This window comes from Escherichia sp. KS167_9B, from assembly GCF_030295215.1.
GTDB classification, from domain to species: Bacteria; Pseudomonadota; Gammaproteobacteria; order Enterobacterales; family Enterobacteriaceae; genus Escherichia; species Escherichia coli_F.
Map to the genome: position 1 here is coordinate 601,183 of NZ_AP025754.1, position 21,749 is coordinate 622,931.

Sequence of the window (21,749 nt, forward strand, 5' to 3'; positions counted from 1 at the left end):
TTGTTAAGTGATTACCTTTGTCTTATTTAGATAAATGGACTCGCTAAGGATATGCGCCATTTATCAGGAATGCCATTATGAGCCTGATTATTGATGTTATTTCGCGAAAAACATCCGTCAAACAAACGCTGATTAATCCTGGCGACGTTACGGTTGTCATTTATGAGCCCTCCGTGGTGCAGGTTCATGCTCAGGCCTCTGCCGTTGCGCGTTATGTGCGCGATGGAAACGATCTGCTGATTTATATGCAGGACGGCACGGTGATCCGCTGTAATGGTTATTTCCTGCAAGCGGCAAATACCAGCGAGCAATCCGAACTGGTGTTTGCCGATGGGCAACAGCTGACTCATGTCACCTTTGCCGATACCGCGGCGGGTGGATTAGCGCCCGTGGAGCTGACCGCTCAGACTACCGCAATTGAAAGCATTGCGCCGTATCTTGATACCGTCGCTCAGACCAGTGCCTTCCCGTGGGGATGGTTAGCGGGTGCCGCGGTAGGTGGTGGCGCGCTTGGCGCTTTACTGGCAAGCGGTGGTGATGATGACTCAAAAACTGAAGTGGTTAACAACCCTCCGCCAGCCGAACCCGGCAATGCCACTCCATCGTTTTTGGTAACCGATAATCAGGGCGATCAACGCGGTATTCTTTCCGCCAACGATATCACCGATGACACTACGCCAACCTTTAGCGGCAGCGGACAGGCGGGGGCGACCATCCAGATTAAAGACAGCAATGGTGACACCATCGCCAGTACCCAGGTCGGTAGCGATGGACGCTGGAGCGTCGATTTGCCCACACAAAGCGCGGGCGAACATACCTGGTCAGTGGTGCAAATCGTCGGCAGCACCATTACCAACGCCGGGTCGATAACGTTAACCATCGACAATAGTCAGGCCGCCGTACAGCTCGCCACCACCGCAGGCGATAACATCATTAACGCCAGCGAACAGGCCGCCGGGTTTACCCTTTCTGGCACCAGTAGCCATCTGGCACAGGGAACGGAACTCACCGTCACGCTAAACGGCAAAACTTACACCACCAGCGTAGGCGCTAACGGCGCGTGGAGCGTGCAGGTGCCGACCGCCGACGCCCAGACATTAGGCGAAGGCAATCAGGCGGTGCTGGTCAGTGGGAAAGATGCCACGGGCAATACGGTCACCGGAGCGCAGCTGCTAACGGTCGATACCCAGCCGCCAACACTTGCAATCAACACCATCGCTCAGGACAACATTGTCAGCGCCTCAGAACATAATGCCTCGCTGGTAGTGAGCGGCACTTCGAACGCAGAAGCCGGGCAAACCGTAACACTGACCGTTAACGGGAAAAGCCACACAGCAACTGTCGGTAGTGACGGAACCTGGCAAGTGACGCTGCCTGCCGCAGAAGTGCAGGCGCTGGCAGATGGCGACTACGCCATAAATGCCAGCGTCAGCGACCGGGCAGGAAACACCACCAGCAACAGCGTAAATTTCACAGTAGACACCGGTGCGCCAGTGGTCAGCGTTAACACCGTTGCGGGTGACGATATTCTTAATACCGCCGAACAGATTGTGGCGCAGATTATTTCCGGGCGGGTCAGTGGGGCTTCCCCTGGCGACACGGTCACCGTCAAGTTAGGCGCCACAGTTCTGTCCGGCGTGGTGCAGGCAGACGGTAGCTGGAATGTGGCGCTTGATCCGGCGGTAACTCGCACTCTAGCGCGTGGCCCTAACGATATTATCGTCACGGTGACCGATGCCGCCGGAAATACCGGTACAGCGACTCATAACATCACCCTGGCGGGCGTCGCGCCGCAAGTCGCGATAGATGCTATCAGCGGAGATAACGTACTGAATGCGTTGGAGTCTCAGCAGCCGCTAACGTTAAGCGGCACCAGCAATTTGCCCGATGGCGGTACAGTTAGCGTGACGTTGAATAATGTCACGTATAGCGCTCAGGTCAGCGGCGGCGTCTGGTCGCTGAGCGTTCCGGTGAGTGATGTTGTTAATCTTGCGAACACCAATTACACCGTCACTGCCAGCGCCACCGATGTGACCGGCAACACTGGCACCGCGCAGAGCAATTTGCTGGTCGATACGGTGCTGCCGCAGGTGATCATCAACACCTTTGCGGGCGACAACATTGTCAACAACGCCGAAGCGGGAGCAGATCAAACCCTGAGTGGCGTCGTCGTGGGCGCCGCGCAGGGCGATACGGTCACTATTGAACTGGGCGGCAATACTTACACGGCGACGGTGGGCAGCAATCTCACCTGGAGCGTGAACGTTCCGGCGGCAGATTTACAGGCGCTGGGCGATGGTGCGTTAACCATTAATGCTTCGGTTACTACCGTACATGGCAATACGGGTAGCAGTTCGCTTGATATCACCATCAGCGCCGGGCTGCCGGGGCTGCGCATTGACACCATCGCGGGCGATGATGTGATCAATGCCGTTGAGCAGCAGCAAAACCTGATTATCACCGGTAGCAGTACTAATTTGTCCGCCGGAAGAGTGGTCACTGTTTTGCTCGGCGGCAACACCTACCAGGGGGTGACCGACAGCAACGGCAACTGGCAGGTAGGCGTGCCTGCGGCAGATCTACAGGCACTGACGCCGGGTACGATAGTGGTTAATGCCAGCGCAACGGACCCCGCCGGGAACCCGGTTACTATCGATCGCAACGTGGAGGTTAATCCGGGCGCGGTGCTTATTACCATCAATACCGTCTCCGGCGATGACATTATCAATGCCGCAGAAAAAGGCGCGCCATTGACGCTGACCGGTACCACGCAGCTGGTGGAAACCGGGCAAACCGTAGTAGTGAAATTCGCCGGGCAGACCTTTACCACTACCGTTCAGGCAGGTGGCGGCTGGAGCCTGACCGTTCCCGCCAGCGCGGTGAGTAGCCAGGCAGACGGTGCGACGGAAATCACTGCGACCGTTACTAATATCAGCGGTAACACAGGCGACACCTCCCGCACCATTACCGTCGACAGCCTGGCTCCGGCTTTAAGCATCGACTCGCTGACGGCTGATAACATCATTAACGCCGCCGAAAGTGGTCAGGATCTGCAAATCACTGGCACCACCGACGCTCAGCCGGGGCAGACGGTGACCGTCACGCTTAATGGGCAGACCTATCAGGGCGTCGTGCAGTCAGTTGGCTCCTGGAGCGTGACCGTTCCCGCCGCCAACGTTGGCGCACTGGCTGACGGCAACGCCACGGTGACCGCGAGCGTGAACGATGTCGCGGGTAATCCGACCAGCGTCTCACGGGTGGCGCTGGTCGATGCCACGCCGCCGGTGGTGACCATTAATCCGGTGGCAACCGATAACGTCATTAACACGCCGGAACATACCCAGGCGCAAATCATCAGCGGCACGGTCACCGGCGCGCAGGCGGGCGATATTGTCACCGTTACGCTGAATGATGTGGATTACACCACGGTGGTGGATGCTTCCGGCAACTGGAGTCTGGGCGTTCCGGCCTCCGTTGTCAGCGGACTGGTGGACGGCAGTTATCCGATCAACGTTTCAGTGACTGATCGCGCCGGAAATACGGGTAGCCAGTCACTGACCGTCACGGTTGATACCGCCGCGCCGGTGATTGGCATTAACACCATTGCGGGCGATGATGTGATTAACGCCAGCGAAAAAGGGGCCGATGTTCAAATTACCGGCACCAGCGATCAGCCTGTTAATACCGCCATCACAGTGACGCTGAACGGGCAAAATTACACCACCACGACCGACGCCTCCGGTAACTGGAGCGTCACCGTTCCGGCATCGGCGGTAACCGCACTGGGCCAGGCCAACTATACGGTAACGGCGGCGGTGACCAGCGATATCGGCAACAGCGCCACCGCCAGCCATAACGTGCTGGTCGACAGCGCGCTGCCCGGCGTGACTATTAACCCGGTGGCAACCGACGATATTATTAACGCCGCCGAAGCGGGGGCTGCGCAAACCATCAGCGGGCAGGTGACTGGAGCCGCCGTTGGCGACACGGTAACCGTTACGCTGGGCGGTAATACTTACAGCACCACCGTGCAGGCCGGTTTAAGCTGGAGCGTGAGCGTTCCGGCGGCGGATATTCAGGCGCTGGGTAATGGTGATTTAACGGTGAGCGCCTCGGTCACCAATCAAAACGGCAACACCGGCAGCGGCACGCGGGATATCACCATCGACGCCAATCTGCCCGGTCTGCGGGTCGATACGGTAGCGGGCGATGATGTGGTCAATATCATCGAACACGGGCAGGCGCTGGTGGTCACCGGCAGCAGCTCGGGGCTGGCAGAAGGCACCCCGCTTACAGTTACGATTAATAATGTGGAATACACCACTGCGGTGCAGGTCGATGGTAGCTGGAGCGTGGGCGTCACGGCGGCGCAGGTTAGCGCCTGGCCTGCGGGAACAGTGTCTATTGCTGTATCCGGGGAAAGTAGCGCCGGAAATCCGGTGAGCATTACGCATCCGGTAACGGTGGATCTCACTCCGGCGGCGATCACAATCAACACCATCGCCACGGACGACGTGATTAACGCCGCAGAAAAAGGCGCTGATTTAACTCTTTCCGGCACCACCACTAATGTAGAGCCAGGACAAACCGTCACCGTCAACTTTGGCGGGAAAAATTACACCGCCAGCGTGGCGAGCGATGGTAGCTGGACTGCCACCGTTCCTGCCGCCGATCTGGCAGCATTACCTGAGGGCAGCGCCTCCGCGCAGGCCAGCGTCAGCAATATCAATGGCAATAGCGCCTCGGCGGTGCATAACTACAGCGTCGATAGCAGCGCGCCAACCATCATTATCAATACCGTCGCCAGCGACAATATCGTCAACGCCAGCGAAGCCGATGCGGGCGTGACGGTGAGCGGCAGCACCACCGCTGAAGCGGGGCAGATTGTTACGGTAACGCTTAACAGCCCGACCGTGCAGACCTATCAGGCAACAGTGCAGGCGGACGGCAGCTGGAGTATTACTATTCCGGCGGCAGATCTTGAGGCATTGACCGATGGCAGCCATACCCTGACGGCGACGGTCAATGACAAAGCGGGCAACCCGGCGAGCACCACGCATAATCTGGCGGTGGATCTCACCGTTCCGGTACTGACCATTAACACCATTGCGGGCGATGATATTATTAACGCCGCCGAACACGGGCAGGCGCTGGTGATTTCCGGTTCCAGCACTGGCGGGGAGGCGGGCGATATCGTCAGCGTCACGCTAAACAATAAAACCTACACTACCACGCTGGACGCCTCCGGAAACTGGAGCGTCGGCGTTCCGGCTGCGGATGTCTCTGCGCTGGGCAGCGGCCCGCAAACCGTGACGGCGACCGTTACCGATGTGGCTGGCAACAGCGACAACGAGACGCACACGGTCACCGTTAACCTTACCGCGCCGACCATTGGCATCAACCCCATTGCCAGCGATGACGTGATTAATGCCACGGAAAAAGGCGCGGATCTGCAAATTTCCGGCACCAGTAATCAGCCAACAGGCACCACAATTACGGTGACGCTTAACGGGCAAAATTACTCCGCCACGACGGACGCCGCAGGCAACTGGAGCACCACGGTGCCAGCCTCTGCCGTCGGTGCGCTGGGCGAAGCCAGTTACACGGTGACGGCGAACGTCACCGACAGCGCGGGCAACAGCAATTCCGCCAGCCATAACGTGCAGGTGAATACCGCGCTGCCGGGTGTCACCATTAATCCGGTGGCGACCGACGATATTATTAACGCGGCGGAATCGGGCGTGGCGCAGACCATCAGCGGCCAGGTGACGGGTGCGGCGGCGGGCGATACGGTTACCGTGGCGATTGGCGGGAAAACCTACACCGCTACCGTGCAGGGCAATTTTAGCTGGAGCGTGGACGTTCCGGCGGCGGATATTCAGGCTATCGGTAATGGCGAACTGACAGTTAATGCCTCGGTAACCAACGGCGTGGGTAATACTGGCAGCGGTTCGCGCGATATTGTGATAGACGCCAACCTGCCGGGTCTGCGCGTCGATACCGTGGCGGGCGATGATGTGGTCAACAGCATCGAGCACGCTCAGGCACTGGTGATAACCGGTAGCAGCAGCGGGCTGGCGGCGGGCGCGGCGCTGACAGTGGTGATTAACACGGTCACTTACGCTGCGACAGTATTAGCCGATGGCACATGGAGCGTTGGCGTTCCGGCGGCAGACGTGGGCAACTGGCCTGCGGGGACGGTGGATATCACGGTAAGCGGCACTAACACTGCCGGAACAACCTCCACCATCACCCATCCGGTCACCGTCGATCTGGCGGCGGTGGCGATCTCCATTAACACCGTTTCCGGCGACGATGTGATTAATGCCGCTGAAAAAGGGGCAGAGTTAACCCTTTCCGGCAGCACTTCCGGCGTGGAAGCGGGGCAAACCGTCACCGTCACCTTTGGCGGCAAAACCTATATTGCTACCGTAGCGGGCGATGGTAGCTGGACAACTACTCTACCCACCGCCGATCTCAGCGCGTTACGTGACGGCGACGCCACGGTACAGGCCAGTGTCAGCAATATTAACGGCAACACGGCTTCGGCAACCCACGCCTACAGCGTCGACGCCACGGCACCGACGCTTGCCATTAACACTATTGCCACAGACGATATTCTTAACGCCGCTGAGGCGGGCAATCCGTTAACCATCAGCGGCACCAGCACCGCCGAAGCGGGGCAAACGGTAACCGTCACGCTTAATGGTGTGGCTTACATCGGCACCGTTCAGGCGGGCGGTAGCTGGAGCGTCAGCGTGCCGACGGCGGATCTCAGCAATCTGACCGCCAGCCCGTACACGGTCAGCGCCTCGGTAAGCGACAAAGCGGGTAACCCGGCGACCGCCACTCACGGCCTGGCGGTGGATCTCACCGTGCCAGTTTTAACCATTAACACCGTCTCCGGCGATGACATCATTAACGCCGCCGAACACGGACAGGCGCTGGTGATCTCCGGTTCCAGCACTGGCGGCGAAGCGGGCGATGTCATCACCATCACGTTAAACAGTAAAACTTATACCACCACGCTGGACGCCTCCGGCAACTGGAGCGTCGGCGTTCCGGCAGCAGACGTCACTGCGCTGGGCAGCGGCCCGCAAACCATCACTGCGGCCATTACCGATGCGGCAGGCAACAGCGATGATGCCAGCCGCACGGTCACCGTGAATCTCACCTCGCCAACGATAGGTATCAATACTATCGCCACCGATGATGTGATTAACGCCACAGAAAAAGGCGCGGATCTGCAAATTACTGGCACCAGTAATCAGCCCGCAGGCACCACCATTACAGTGACGCTGAACGGACAAAATTACACCGCTACCACCGATAGCAGTGGCAACTGGAGCGCCACGGTGCCAGCCTCGGCAGCTAGCGCGTTGGGTGAAGCCAACTACACGGTAACGGCGAGCGTTACCGACACGGCAGGCAACAGTAATTCCGTCAGCCATAATGTGCTGGTCAACAGCGCCTTACCTGGCGTTACCATTAACGCAGTGGCAACCGATGACATTATTAATGCCGCCGAAGCGGGCAGTGTGCAAACCATCAGCGGGCAGGTGACGGGCGCGGCGGCGGGCGATACGGTCACCGTCACGCTGGGCGGCAACACCTACACCGCTACGGTGCAGGCTAATTTAAGCTGGAGTGTCAGCGTTCCGGCGGCGGATATTCAGGCGCTTGGTAACGGCGACCTGACAGTTAACGCCTCGGTCACCAACGTCGTGGGCAACAGCGGCAGCGGCTCGCGCGATATTACGATCGATGCCAATCTGCCTGGTTTGCGGGTCGATACCGTAGCGGGCGATGATGTTATTAACAGCATTGAGCACAATCAGGCGCTGGTGATAACAGGTAGCAGCACCGGGCTGACGGCAGGAACGGCATTAACGGTCGTGATTAACAACGTCACTTACGCTGCCACGGTGTTAGCTGACGGTACATGGAACCTCGGCGTTCCGGCGGCAGACGTCAGCAACTGGCCTGCGGGTACGGTGGATATCACGGTAAGCGGCACCAACAGCGCCGGAACAACCTCCACCATTACCCATCCGGTTACCGTCGATCTGGCGGCGGTCGCCATAACCATTAACACTCTCTCCGGCGATGATGTGATCAATGCCGTCGAAAAAGGCGAAACGCTGGTGGTGAGCGGCAGTACCAGCGGTGTAGAAGCCGGGCAGACGGTGACCGTCACCTTTGGCGGCAAAAATTACACCACCACTGTGGAAGCCAACGGTAGCTGGACGGTGAATGTGCCGCCTGCCGATCTCGCTGCGTTGCCGGACGGCGCGGGCAACGTGCAGGCGAGTGTCAGCAACATTAACGGCAACAGCGCCCAGGCCGATCGCGCGTACAGCGTCGATGCCACCGCGCCGCTTGTGACCATCAACACCATCGCCAGCGACGATATTCTCAACGTGAGTGAAGCGGGCGCGGGGATAACTATCAGCGGCACCACCACGGCGCAGGCCGGGCAGACGCTGACTGTCACGCTCAATAACAACACGTACCAGACTACCGTCCAGGCCGATGGCACCTGGAGTGTGAACGTTCCGGCGACAGATTTAAGCGGATTAACCGCCAGCAGTTATACCGTGACCGCCACGGTGAGCGACAAAGCGGGCAACCCGGCAAGCGCGGATCATGCACTGGCGGTGGACGTTACCGCGCCGGATCTCACCATTAATACCGTCGCGGGCGATGACATTATCAACGCCATCGAACATGGTCAGGCGCTGGTGGTGAGCGGCACCAGTACGGGCGCGGCGGCGGGCGATGTGGTCACGGTTAATCTGAACGGTAAAAACTACACCACAACGCTGGACGCCTCCGGTAACTGGAGTGTGGGTATTCCGGCGGCGGATGTCACGGCACTGGCAACCGGTAGCCAGACCATCACCGCCAGCCTGAGCGATCGCGCGGGCAACAGCGACAGCACGACTCACGATGTGACCGTTGATCTCAGCGGCCCGACGCTGACCATCAACACCGTCTCCGGCGATGACATCATTAACAATACCGAGAAAACCCAGGATCTGATCATCAGCGGCGTCTCCAGCGGCCTGGCGGCAGGCACTACGGTCACCGTGATGTTGAACGGCCTGGCGTACAGCGCCACCACCGACGGCTCCGGCAACTGGAGCGTTACCGTGCCTGCTTCGGCGGTCGGCGCACTGGGCGAGGCGGTATACCAGATTAGCGCCAGTGCCACCGACAGCGCGGGCAACAACGGCAGCACCACCCATACGGTGAATGTCGAATCGCTCCTGCCTGGGGTGATTATTAATACCGTGGCGGGCGATGACATTATCAACGCCGCTGAAATCGCCGTTAACCAGACCCTCAGCGGACAGGTTACGGGGACGGCAGCAGCAGGAGATTCGGTCACTGTCACGCTCGGCGGTAATCAATACATTGCCACCGTGCAGCCAGATTTAAGCTGGAGCGTCAGCGTGCCTGCGGCAGATTTGCAGGCGCTGGGTAACGGTGAACTGACCATCAGCGCCTCGGTGACCAATTCCGCAAATAATACCGGCACCGCAACGCACGACATCGTGATAGATGCCAACTTGCCAGGTCTGCGGGTTGATACCGTGGCAGGCGATGATGTGATTAACAGCATTGAGTACACTCAGGCACTGGTGGTCACCGGCAGTAGTACCGGACTGGCGGCGGGCGCGGCGTTGACGGTGGTTATCAATAGCGTCACCTACGGCGCAACGGTACTCGCCGATGGCACCTGGAGCGTCGGCGTTCCGGCAGCGGACGTGGCTAACTGGCCTACGGGGACGGTCAATATTGCCGTCTCTGGCACTAATACCGCCGGAACCACAACCAGCATTAGCCATCCGGTCACGGTCAATCTCGCTGCCGTGGCGATTACCATCAATACACTCTCCACTGACGATGTGATAAACGCCGCCGAAAAAGGCACTGATTTGCAGCTTTCTGGCACCACCTCCGGCGTGGAAGCGGGGCAGACCATTACCGTTATTTTCGGTGGCAAAAGCTACACCACCACGGTTGCCGCGGATAATACCTGGGGGCTGACGATCCCAGCAGCCGATCTCGCAACCTTGCCGGATGGCGCAGCAAACATCCAGGCCAGCGTCAGCAACGTCGCGGGTAACAACGCCCAGGCAACGCATGTTTATAGCGTCGATGCCACCGCGCCCTCCGTTACTATCAACACCATCGCCAGCGACGATATTCTTAATGCCGCCGAAGCGGGATCGGCGCTGACCATCAGCGGCACCAGCACCGCAGAAGCCGGGCAGACAGTGACCGTGACGCTAAACGGCATCAATTACAGCGGCAACGTGCAGGCAGACGGGAGCTGGAGCGTCAGCGTACCAACTGGCGATTTAGCCGACCTTACCGCCAGCCCCTATACGGTGAGCGCGGCGGTCAGCGACAAAGCGGGCAACCCAACCTCGGCGACGCATAACCTGACGGTGGATCTTGCCGCTCCGGTCGTCACCATTAACACGGTAGCAGGCGATGACATCATTAACGCCACGGAATATGCTCAGGCGCAGATTATCAGCGGCTCGGCAACGGGCGCGACGACGGGTAACACGGTTTCCGTGACGATTGGCACGACCACCTACACCACCGTGCTGGACGCCAACGGCAACTGGAGCATCGGCGTGCCTGCCAGCGTGATTTCCGCGCTGGCCCAGGGCGATGTGACCATTACCGCCACGGTTACCGACTCCGCAGGCAACAGCGGCACGGCCTCGCACACTGTCAGCGTGGCGCTCGGTGCACCGATACTCGCCATTAACACCATCGCCGTCGATGACATCATCAACGCCACGGAGAAAGGCGCGGATCTGTCGATTTCCGGCACCAGCAACCAGCCTGCGGGCACGCAGGTAACTGTTACGCTCAACGGGCAAAATTACACCACCACTGCCGATGCTTCCGGGAACTGGAGCGTGACTGTTCCGGCGTCTGCGGTTGGTACGCTCGGTGAAGCGACTTATACGGTGACTGCCGCCGCAACCGATGTTGATGGCAATAGCGGTTCCGCCAGCCATAACGTGCAGGTTAATACCGCGCTACCGGGCGTCACCATTAACGTTGTGGCAACGGACGATATTATTAACGCCGCCGAAGCGGGGGCAACTCAAACTATCAGCGGGCAGGTCACGAGGGCCGCGGCGGGCGACACGGTGACCGTGACGCTCGGTGGGGCGACTTACACCGCTACGGTACAGGCAGACTTAAGCTGGAGTGTCGATGTTCCGACTTCGGCGTTACAGGCGTTGGGCAACGGAGAGCTGAGCATTTCGGCTTCGGTAACGAACAGCGTAGGCAATACCGGTAACGGCACGCGCGAAATCACCATAGACGCGAATCTCCCCGGTCTGCGGGTCGATACCGTGGCGGGCGATGATGTGGTCAACATTATCGAGCACGGTCAGGCGCTGGTGATTACCGGCAGCAGCTCTGGGCTGGCGGTGGGTAGCAATGTCACGCTGACCATTAACGGGCAAACCTATGTTGCGGCAGTGCTGGCGGATGGCACCTGGAGCGTCGGCGTTCCGGCGGTGGATGTCAGCGCCTGGCCTGCGGGGGCGGTGACGATTACGGCGAGCGGCAGCACTACCGCCGGAAACTCGGTCAGCGTTACGCATCCAGTGACTGTCGATCTCTCGGCGGTGGCGGTCAGCATCAACGCCATTACCACCGATGATGTGATTAACGCCGCTGAAAAAGGCGCGGCATTAACGCTCTCCGGCAGCACCTCTGGCGTGGAGGCCGGGCAAACGGTCACCGTGACCTTTGGCGGTAAAACCTATACTGCAAGTGTCGCGGCGAATGGTTCCTGGAGCACCACGGTTCCGGCGGCGGATATGGCAGCCCTGCGTGATGGTGATGCCAGCGCGCAGGCCAGCGTCAGCAACGTTAACGGCAACAGTGCCACCACTACCCACGCTTACAGCGTCGATGCCACCGCGCCAACGGTGACCATTAACACCATTGCGGGCGACGATATTCTTAACGCCGCCGAAGCGGGTGCGGCGCTGACCATCACCGGCAGCAGCACGGCGGAAGCCGGGCAGACGGTGACCGTCACGCTCAATGGCGCAAACTATACTGGCACGGTACAAACGGACGGCAGCTGGAGTATCAGCGTACCGCCAGCCGACTTAAGCGCTCTGACCGCCAGCAACTACACCGTCAGCGCGGCGGTGAGCGACAAGGCCGGAAACCCGACCTCGGTTAACCACAACCTGACGGTGGATACTTCCGTTCCGGTCGTCACCATCAACACTGTCGCGGGTGATGATGTGATCAACGCGACGGAACACGCCCAGGCGCAGATTATCAGCGGCTCTGCCACTGGTGCGGCAACCGGTAACACCGTGACGGTGACTATCGGCACAAATACCTTCACCACGGTGCTGGATGCCAGCGGCAACTGGAGCGTCGGCGTCCCGGCAAGCGTTGTTTCGGCACTGGCAAACGGCACGGTGACCATTAACGCCAGCGTCACTGACGCCGCCGGAAACAGCGGCAACGCCAGCCATCAGGTGACGGTCAATACCGGGCTGCCGACCATTACCTTTAACGCCATCAGCAGCGATAACGTTCTGAACGCCGATGAAAAAGGCCAGCCGTTGACCATCAGCGGTAGCAGTACGGGGCTGGCGACCGGCGCACAGGTTACCGTCACGCTCAACGGTCATAACTACAGCGCTACCACCGACGCAGCAGGCAACTGGACCTTAACCGTGCCGGTGAGCGATCTGGCGGCCTTAGGTCAGGCTAACTATACCGTCAGCGCCAGCGCCACCAGTGCGGCAGGCAACACCGCCAGCAGCCAGGCGAATTTACTGGTCGACAGCGGCCTGCCAGGCGTCACCATCAATACCGTGGCGGACGACGATATTATCAACGCCGCCGAAGCCGGGGCCGATCAAACCATCAGCGGGGGGGTGACCCGCGCCGCCGCTGGCGATACAGTTACCGTGACGCTGGGCGGTAACACTTACACCGCTACGGTACAGGGCAACTTAAGCTGGAGCGTCAGCGTTCCGGCAGCCGATCTCCAGGCGTTGGGCAATGGTGATTTGACCATTACCGCCTCGGTTACCAACGCGAATGGCAATACGGGTAGCGGCACGCGGGATATCACCATTGATGCCAATCTGCCAGGGCTGCGGGTGGATACCGTGGCGGGCGATGATATCGTCAACAGCATCGAGCATGGTCAGGCGCTGGTGATCACCGGCGGCAGTAGCGGCCTGAATGCAGGTGCTGTGCTGACGGTTACCATCAACAGTGTGGCGTATTCCACCACGGTACAGGCGGATGGAAGCTGGAGCGTTGGCATTCCGGCGGCAAACGTCAGCGCCTGGCCTGCGGGGGCGTTAACCGTTGACGTGACAGGCCAGAGCAGCGCCGGAAACCCGGTCAGCGTCAGCCATCCGTTCACCGTCGATTTAACGGCGGTGGCAATCAGCATCAACACCGTTGCCAGCGATGACGTGATTAACGCCGCCGAAAAAGGCACCGACCTGACCCTTTCCGGCAGCACCAGCGGGATTGAAAGCGGGCAAACCGTCACAGTCACTTTTGGCGGTAAAACCTACACCGCAAGCGTCGCCGCCAATGGAAGCTGGAGCGTAACGGTTCCGGCGGCAGATCTGGCAACCTTGCCAGACGGCGCGGCGAACGTGCAGGCCAGCGTTAGCAGCGCGAGCGGTAACAGCGCCTCGGCGACCCATGCGTACAGCGTTGACGCCAGCGCGCCGACGCTCACCATTAACACCATCGCCAGCGATGACATCCTTAACGCCACGGAGGCGGGAAGCCCGCTCACCATCAGCGGCACCAGCACCGCCGAAACCGGGCAGACGGTCACCGTCACCCTTAACGGCGCAACCTACACCGGTAATGTACAGGCGGACGGTAGCTGGAGCGTCAGCGTTCCCACTTCAGCCCTGGGCGCTCTGACTGCAAGCAATTACACCGTCAGCGCCACGGTCAACGACAAAGCGGGCAACCCCGGCAGCACCAGCCATAATCTGGCGGTAGACACCACCGCGCCGGTTCTCACCATTAACACCGTGGCAGGCGATGACATCATTAACGACGCCGAACACGCCCAGGCGCTGGTGATCTCCGGTACCAGCACCGGCGGGGAAGCGGGTGATGTGGTGAGCGTTGTGCTCAACGGCAAAACCTACACCACGACGCTGGATGCCTCCGGCAACTGGAGCGTCGGCGTACCGGCGGCGGATGTTGCGGCACTCGGTAGCGGCGCACAGGCCATCACCGCCAGCGTCAGCGATCGGGCGGGCAACAGCGACGACGCCAGCCGAACCGTCACCGTTAACCTCACCGCGCCAGTGATTAACATCAACACCATCGCGGGCGATGATGTGATCAACGCGACGGAAAAAGGATCTGATCTGGCGCTTTCCGGCACCAGCGATCAGCCTGCGGGCACGGCGATCACCGTCACGCTGAATGGACAAAACTACAGCGCCACCACCGATGCCTCCGGCAACTGGAGCGTCACCGTGCCCGCCTCGGCGGTCAGTGCACTGGGCGAAGCCACCTACAGCGTGACGGCGAGCGTCACCAATGCCCAGGGTAACAGCAGCACCGCCAGCCATAACGTGCAGGTCATTACCGCGCTGCCGGGCGTCACCATTAATCCGGTGGCGACGGACGATATTATCAATGCTTCAGAGGCGGGCAGCGCGCAAACTATCAGCGGCCAGGTAACCGGGGCGGTGGCTGGCAGCACCGTCACCGTTGAACTGGGTGGTAAAACTTACACCGCCACTGTGCAGGCTGATTTAAGCTGGAATGTAAGCGTACCAGCCGCTGACTGGCAGGCGTTAGGTAACGGTGAATTAACCGTTAATGCCTCGGTGACCAACGCCGTTGGCAACACCGGCAGCGGCATGCGTGATATCACCATCGATGCCAGTCTGCCCGGTCTGCGGGTGGATACCGTCGCAGGCGATGATGTGGTCAATATCATCGAACACGGTCAGGCACAGGTGATTACCGGGAGCAGCTCCGGCTTTACGGCAGGTACGGCGCTGACCGTGGTGATAAATAACCAAACTTATGCCGCCACGGTGTTGGCGAACGGCACCTGGAGCGTCGGCGTTCCGGCGGCGGATGTCAGTAACTGGCCTGCGGGAACGCTGAATATTACCGTTAGCGGGGCGAACAGTGCCGGAACACAAACCAGCATTACCCATCCGGTGAGCGTTGATCTCACTACCGTCGCCATCAGCATGAACAGCATCACCAGCGATGATGTGATTAACGCCACTGAAAAAGGTGCGGCGCTAACGCTCTCCGGTAGCACATCCGGCGTCGAAGCGGGGCAAACCGTTACCCTTACTTTTGGCGGCAAAACTTACACCACCACGGTGGCGGCAAACGGTAGCTGGAGCACCACCGTTCCGACTGCGGATTTGGCGGCTCTGCGTGACGGCGATGCCAGCGCCCAGGTGCGGGTGACTAACGTCAACGGCAACAGCGCCACGACAACGCATGAATACAGCGTCGATAGCGCCGCGCCAACGGTGACCATCAACACCATTGCCAGCGATAACATCATCAACGCCAGCGAAGCGGCGGCGGGCGTGACGGTTTCCGGCACCAGCACCGCGGAAACCGGGCAGACGCTGACCGTCACGCTTAATGGCACTAACTACCAGACCACGGTGCAGGCAGACGGCAGCTGGAGCTTAACGCTGCCTGCCAGTGACCTAACCGCACTTGCCAATAACGGCTACACCCTGACCGCCACGGTCAGCGATCTGGCGGGGAACCCTGGCAGCGCCAGCAAAGGCGTCACCGTCGATACCACCGCGCCGGTGATTAGCTTTAACACCGTGGCGGGCGATGACGTGATTAACAACGTCGAACATACTCAGGCGCAGATTATCAGCGGCACCGCCACGGGCGCGGTGGCGGGTGACCGCCTGGTGGTGACCATCGCCGGGCAGCAGTATGTCACCAGCACCGATGCCAGCGGCAACTGGAGCGTTGGCGTGCCAGCCAACGTGGTTTCCGGCCTTGCGGACGGCACGGTGACCATCAGCGCCACCATCACCGATAGCGCAGGCAACAGCAGCACGCAGACGCACAACGTGCAGGTGAACACGGCGGTGGTGTCGCTCTCGGTCAGCACCATCAGTGGCGATAATATTATTAACGCCGCCGAAGCAGGCAGTGCGCTGACCCTGAGCGGCACCGGAACGAACTTTGCCGCAGGTACGGTGGTGACCGTGTTACTTAACGGCAAAGGCTACAGCGCCACCATTCAGAGCAACGGGAGCTGGAGCGTGAACGTGCCGGCGGCAGACGTTGCGGCGCTTGCGGATGGCACCAGCTATACGGTTAGCGCCTCCGCGCAGGACAGCGCCGGAAACAGCGCCACGGCCTCGCGCAGCGTGGCGGTGGATCTCACCGCGCCGATTATCAGCATTAACACCGTTTCGACGGACGATCGACTCAACGCCGCCGAACAGCAGCAGCCGTTAACCCTTAACGGCTCGACCAGCGCGGAAGTGGGGCAAACGGTCACCGTCACCTTTGGCGGCAAAACCTATACCGCCACGGTTGCCGCCAATGGCACTTGGGCGCTGAACGTGCCTGCGGCGGATCTGGCATCGCTCGGGCAGGGTGCGCAGACCATTACCGCCAGCGTGAACGATCGTGCCGGTAACCCCGGTCAAACCACGCACGCCCTGACCGTCGATACCGTTGCGCCAACGGTCACCATCGCCACGGTGGCGGGTGACGATATTATCAACAACGCCGAGCAGCTTGCCGGGCAGACCATCAGCGGCACCACCACCGCCGAAGCGGGCCAGACGGTGAGCGTCACCTTTAACGGACAAAACTGGACCGCAACGGTCGGCAGTGGCGGAAGCTGGTCGGTGTTTATTCCGGCGCAGCAGTTTGCCGGATTAAGCGACGGCAGCTACACCATCAGCGCGACGGTCAGCGATCAGGCCGGAAACCCCGGTAGCGCCAGCCGTGGCGTGACGTTGAATGGCGACGTCCCCACCGTCACCATTAACACCCTTGCGGGCGATGATGTGGTGAACGCGGCGGAACACGGCGCGTCTTTGGTGATCAGCGGCACCACCACCGCCCCAGTCGGGCAGACGCTGACTCTGACCTTAAACGGTAAAACCTACACCACTACGGTGCAGACCGGTGGTAGCTGGAGCTACACCCTCGGCAGCGCCGATGTCACCGCGCTGGCGGACGGCAATGCCTATGTGATTAACGCTTCGGTGAGCAACGCCATTGGCAACATCGGTAGCAGCAATCACACCATTACCGTCGATCTCAGCGCCCCGGCGATGGGCATTAATATTGATTCCCTGCAAGCCGACACTGGCCTTAGCGCCAGCGACTTTATCACCAGCGTCAGCCCGGTGGTGGTCAACGGCTCACTCACCGCCGCGCTTGCCAGTAACGAGACGGCGCAAATCAGTATCGACGGCGGTGTAACCTGGAGCACGCTTACCGTTACTGGCACGACCTGGCGCTATAACGACAGCCGCACGCTGACCGATGGTAACTATCTCTATCAGGTGCGGGTGATTGATGCGGCGGGCAACGTCGGGGCGACTGATAGCCAGAATGTGGTGATCGACACTACTGCGCCAGATCCCGCGGTGAAAACCATCGCCATTAGCGCGATCACCACCGATACAGGTCTGATTACTAATGATTTTGTCACCAGCGACACGACGCTTGCGGTAAGCGGCACGCTGGGCTCGGCACTTTCTGCCGGTGAGTTCGCGCAAATCAGTATCGATGGCGGCACCACCTGGCAGAATCTGGCGGTAAATGGATTAACCTGGACTTATCTTGACGGGCGCACGCTGACCGACGGTAACTACAACTATCAGGTACGGGTGATCGACACCGCCGGAAATATCGGCGCGACCGCCAGCCAGATAGTCACCGTGGATACCACCGCGCCGCTGGCGAGCAAAACCATCGTCATTGCGGGCATCAGCGATGACACCGGGTTAAGCAGCAGCGATTTTGTGACCCGTGACACTACGTTGACCGTGCGCGGGACGCTCGGCGCGGCGCTGGCGGCAGATGAACGGGCGCAAATCAGCCTTGATGGTGGCGTTACCTGGGCCACCTTAACCGTTATCGGCACCAGCTGGAGCTATGCCGATGGTCGCACGCTCACCGACGGCACATGGAATTACACGGTGCGGGTGGTGGATCTGGCGGGGAATGTCGGGCAGACCGCGACGCAAAACGTGGTGGTTGACACCATCAGCCCGGAAGCGGCGAAAAGCATCACTATTACCGGTATCAGCGATGACACCGGAGCCAGCAGCAGCGATTTTATTACCAGCGACACCACGCTTACCGTGCGCGGCGTGCTGGGCGCGGCGCTCGGCGCTAATGAGTTCGCGCAAATCAGTACCGACAACGGCGCAACCTGGGTGAACGTGACCGTTGCCGCAGACGGTCTGAACTGGACATATGTGGACGGGCGTACGCTGACCAACGGCACCACCACCTGGCAGGTGCGGGTGGTTGATTTAGCGGGCAACGTTGGCGCAACCGGCAGCCAGTCGGCGCAGATTGACACCGTTAACCCGGCGCAGGTGCTCACCATCGCCAGCATCAGCACCGATACGGGGAGTTCGGCCACCGACTTTATCACCAGCGATACCACGCTCACGCTGACCGGTTCGCTGGGGGCGGGGCTTGCCAGCGGCGAAGTGGCGCAGATTAGCCTCGATGGCGGCGCGACCTGGACCACGCTCACCACCAACGGTACGCAGTGGACTTACACTGACAGCCGCACGCTGACCGACGGCAGCTACGTTTATCAGGTACGGGTGCTGGATCTGGCGGGAAATACAGGCCCGGTGGTATCGAAAACGGTGGTGGTCGATACGATTAACCCCACCGCCACGCCGACCATTGTGTCGTATACCGATGATGTCGGGCAGCGGCAGGGGACGTTTAGCAATTCGCAGGCCACCGACGACACCACGCCGTTGCTCATCGGCGTGCTCTCTGCGCCGCTTGCCAGCGGTGAAGTCGTTTACCTCTACCGTAACGGTCTGCTGTTAGGTGCGGTAACGATGGTCGGCGCGCTGAACTGGACTTACAGCGACAGTGGTCTGGTCAGCGGCGCGTACACCTACAGTGCGCGAGTGGTGGATCTGGCCGGGAATATCACCTCCTCCAGTGATTTTGTCCTGACGGTCGATACCTCTATTCCGACCACGCTTGCGCAAATCACCAATCAAACCACACGCGATACCACGCCGATTATCAGCGGCGTACTCACCGCGGCACTCGCCAGCGGACAGTATGTTGAAGTGGTGATCAACGGCAAAACTTACACTTCGCAGCCAGGCGGTGCGGTGGTCGTCGATCCGGCGCACAACACCTGGTATGTACAACTGCCGGATACCGACGCGCTGGCGGCGTCTGCGACCGCCTATAACGTCACCGCGCAGGTGAAAAGCTCGGCGGGCAATGGCAACACCGCCAACGTCAGCACTGGCACGGTAACGGTTAACGCGGCGATAGATTACACACCGACCTGGACCACCACCAGCAAATCCACCGCCTGGGGGCTGACTTATGGACTCGACAACCACGGGATGTGGACGGTGCTGGCCAACCAGCAAATTATGCAATCCACCGATCCGCTCACCTGGTCGAAAACCGCCCTGACGCTGGTGCAAAGTGGCAACAACTATGCCACCAGCTCCATCGCCGATTACAACCGTAACGGTACGGGCGATCTGTTTATTACCCGTGATGACTACGGCACGGGGTATATCAACGGCTTTACTAATAACGGCGACGGTACGTTTTCCAGCGCCATCCAGGTGAACGTTGGCACCCTGACGTGGTATGGCTCGATTGTGGCGTTCGATAAAGAGGGCGACGGTTATCTTGATTTCTGGATTGGCGACGCCGGGGGGCCGGACTCCAACACTTTCCTGTGGAACAACGCCGGCACCCTGACAGGCAACTCCACCACCGCTAATAACGGGGGGAGTGCTACGGTCGGTGGGGCGGTGACAGGTTATTTGTCACTCAACGAAGGTTCCGGTGTCGATCTTAATAATGACGGCAGAATTGATCTGGTTCAGCACACTTTCAACCTGAACAACAACTTCACCCTCTCATCGTTGATAAGCCAGGGCAATGGCACCTTCGTCTGGGGACAAAACACCGTCAATACTTTCCTCAGTAGTCCTGGCTCGGGGGGAAACTCGACATCCGTTTCCATGACATGGGCCGATTTCGATGGTGACGGCGATATGGACCTCTTCCTGCCCGCCAGCCAGGGAAGAGCTAACTACGGCTCGCTGTTATTCAACACCAACGGCGTGCTGGGTAGCCCGGTGGCGGTCGGCGCGACGGCAACCACCTACGCCAGTCAATTCAGCCTGGCCGTCGACTGGGATCATGACGGGTTAATGGACATCGCCCGTATCGCCCAGACCGGACAGTCGTATCTTTATACTAACGTCAGCAACGCCAGTAACTGGACACAATCGGCACTCGGTGGCAGCCAGAGCGGCACCACCAGCGGCGTGGCGGCAATGGACTACGACTGGGACGGCGCGGTGGATGTGCTGGTAACCAAACAGTCGGGCAGCGTGTTCCTCATCCGTAACACTAACACGGTGAGCTACGGCACCTCGTTGCACCTGCGTATCACCGATCCCAACGGTATTAATGTCTATTACGGCAATACCGTGAAGCTGTACAACTCGGCGGGCGTGCTGGTGGCGACACAAATCATCAACCCGCAGTCGGGGATGGGCGTTAACGACACCTCGGCGCTGGTCAACTTCTACGGACTTAACGCTGGAGAAACCTACAACGCGGTGCTGATCAAATCCACTGGCACCACCGCCAGCAATATCGACCAGACGGTGAATACCAGCTGGGGTGGCTTACAGGCCACCGATGCTACTCACGCTTACGATCTCAGTGCTGAAGCGGGTACGGCGAGCAACAACGGCAAGTTTGTCGGCACTGGCTATAACGACACCTTCTTCGCCACCGCAGGCACCGACACCTACGACGGTTCCGGCGGCTGGGTGTACAGCTCCGGCACAGGAACCTGGCTGGCGAACGGCGGCATGGACGTGGTCGATTTCCGTCTCTCAACGGTGGGCGTCACCGCTAACTTAAGCGTTACCACCGCACAGGCCACCGGTTTTAATACCTCGACATTTACCAATATCGAAGGGATTTCCGGCTCGAATTTTAATGACACTCTGACCGGCAGCAGCGGCGATAACCAACTGGAAGGGCGCGGCGGCAACGACACGCTCAACATCGGTAACGGCGGTCACGACACCTTGCTATATAAACTGCTTAACGCCAGTGACGCCGCCGGGGGCAACGGTTCGGACGTGGTGAATGGCTTTACGGTAGGCACCTGGGAAGGCACCGCCGACACCGATCGCATTGATATTCGTGAACTGTTACAGGGCAGCGGCTACACCGGAAACGGCAAAGCCAGCTATGTCAACGGTGTGGCAACGCTGGATGCCCAGGCCGGAAACATCGGTGATTTTGTCAAAGTTACCCAGAGCGGCAGCGACACCATCGTGCAGATCGACCGTGACGGCACGGGCGGCGGCTTTGCGACAACTAACGTGGTCACGCTGACGGGCGTGCACACCGACCTCGCCACTTTACTGGCGAATCATCAGTTGATGGTGGTGTAGAGA

The 21,749-nt window shown here is 59.9% G+C and carries 1 protein-coding gene; it reads left to right on the forward strand.

Annotated features, from left to right (window positions below; all coding sequences use genetic code 11):
• Positions 1-77: 77 nt before the first annotated feature.
• Positions 78-21,746, forward strand: a complete 21,669-nt coding sequence (locus QUE34_RS02905) for an Ig-like domain-containing protein (RefSeq protein WP_286338921.1) — start codon at positions 78-80, stop codon at positions 21,744-21,746.
• The last annotated feature ends 3 nt before the right edge of the window (positions 21,747-21,749 follow it).

What these genes read in the sequence shown, in the direction of transcription:
- QUE34_RS02905 (WP_286338921.1), top strand. Translation starts at nt 78, where the DNA reads ATGAGCCTGATTATTGATGTTATTTCGCGAAAAACATCCGTCAAACAA.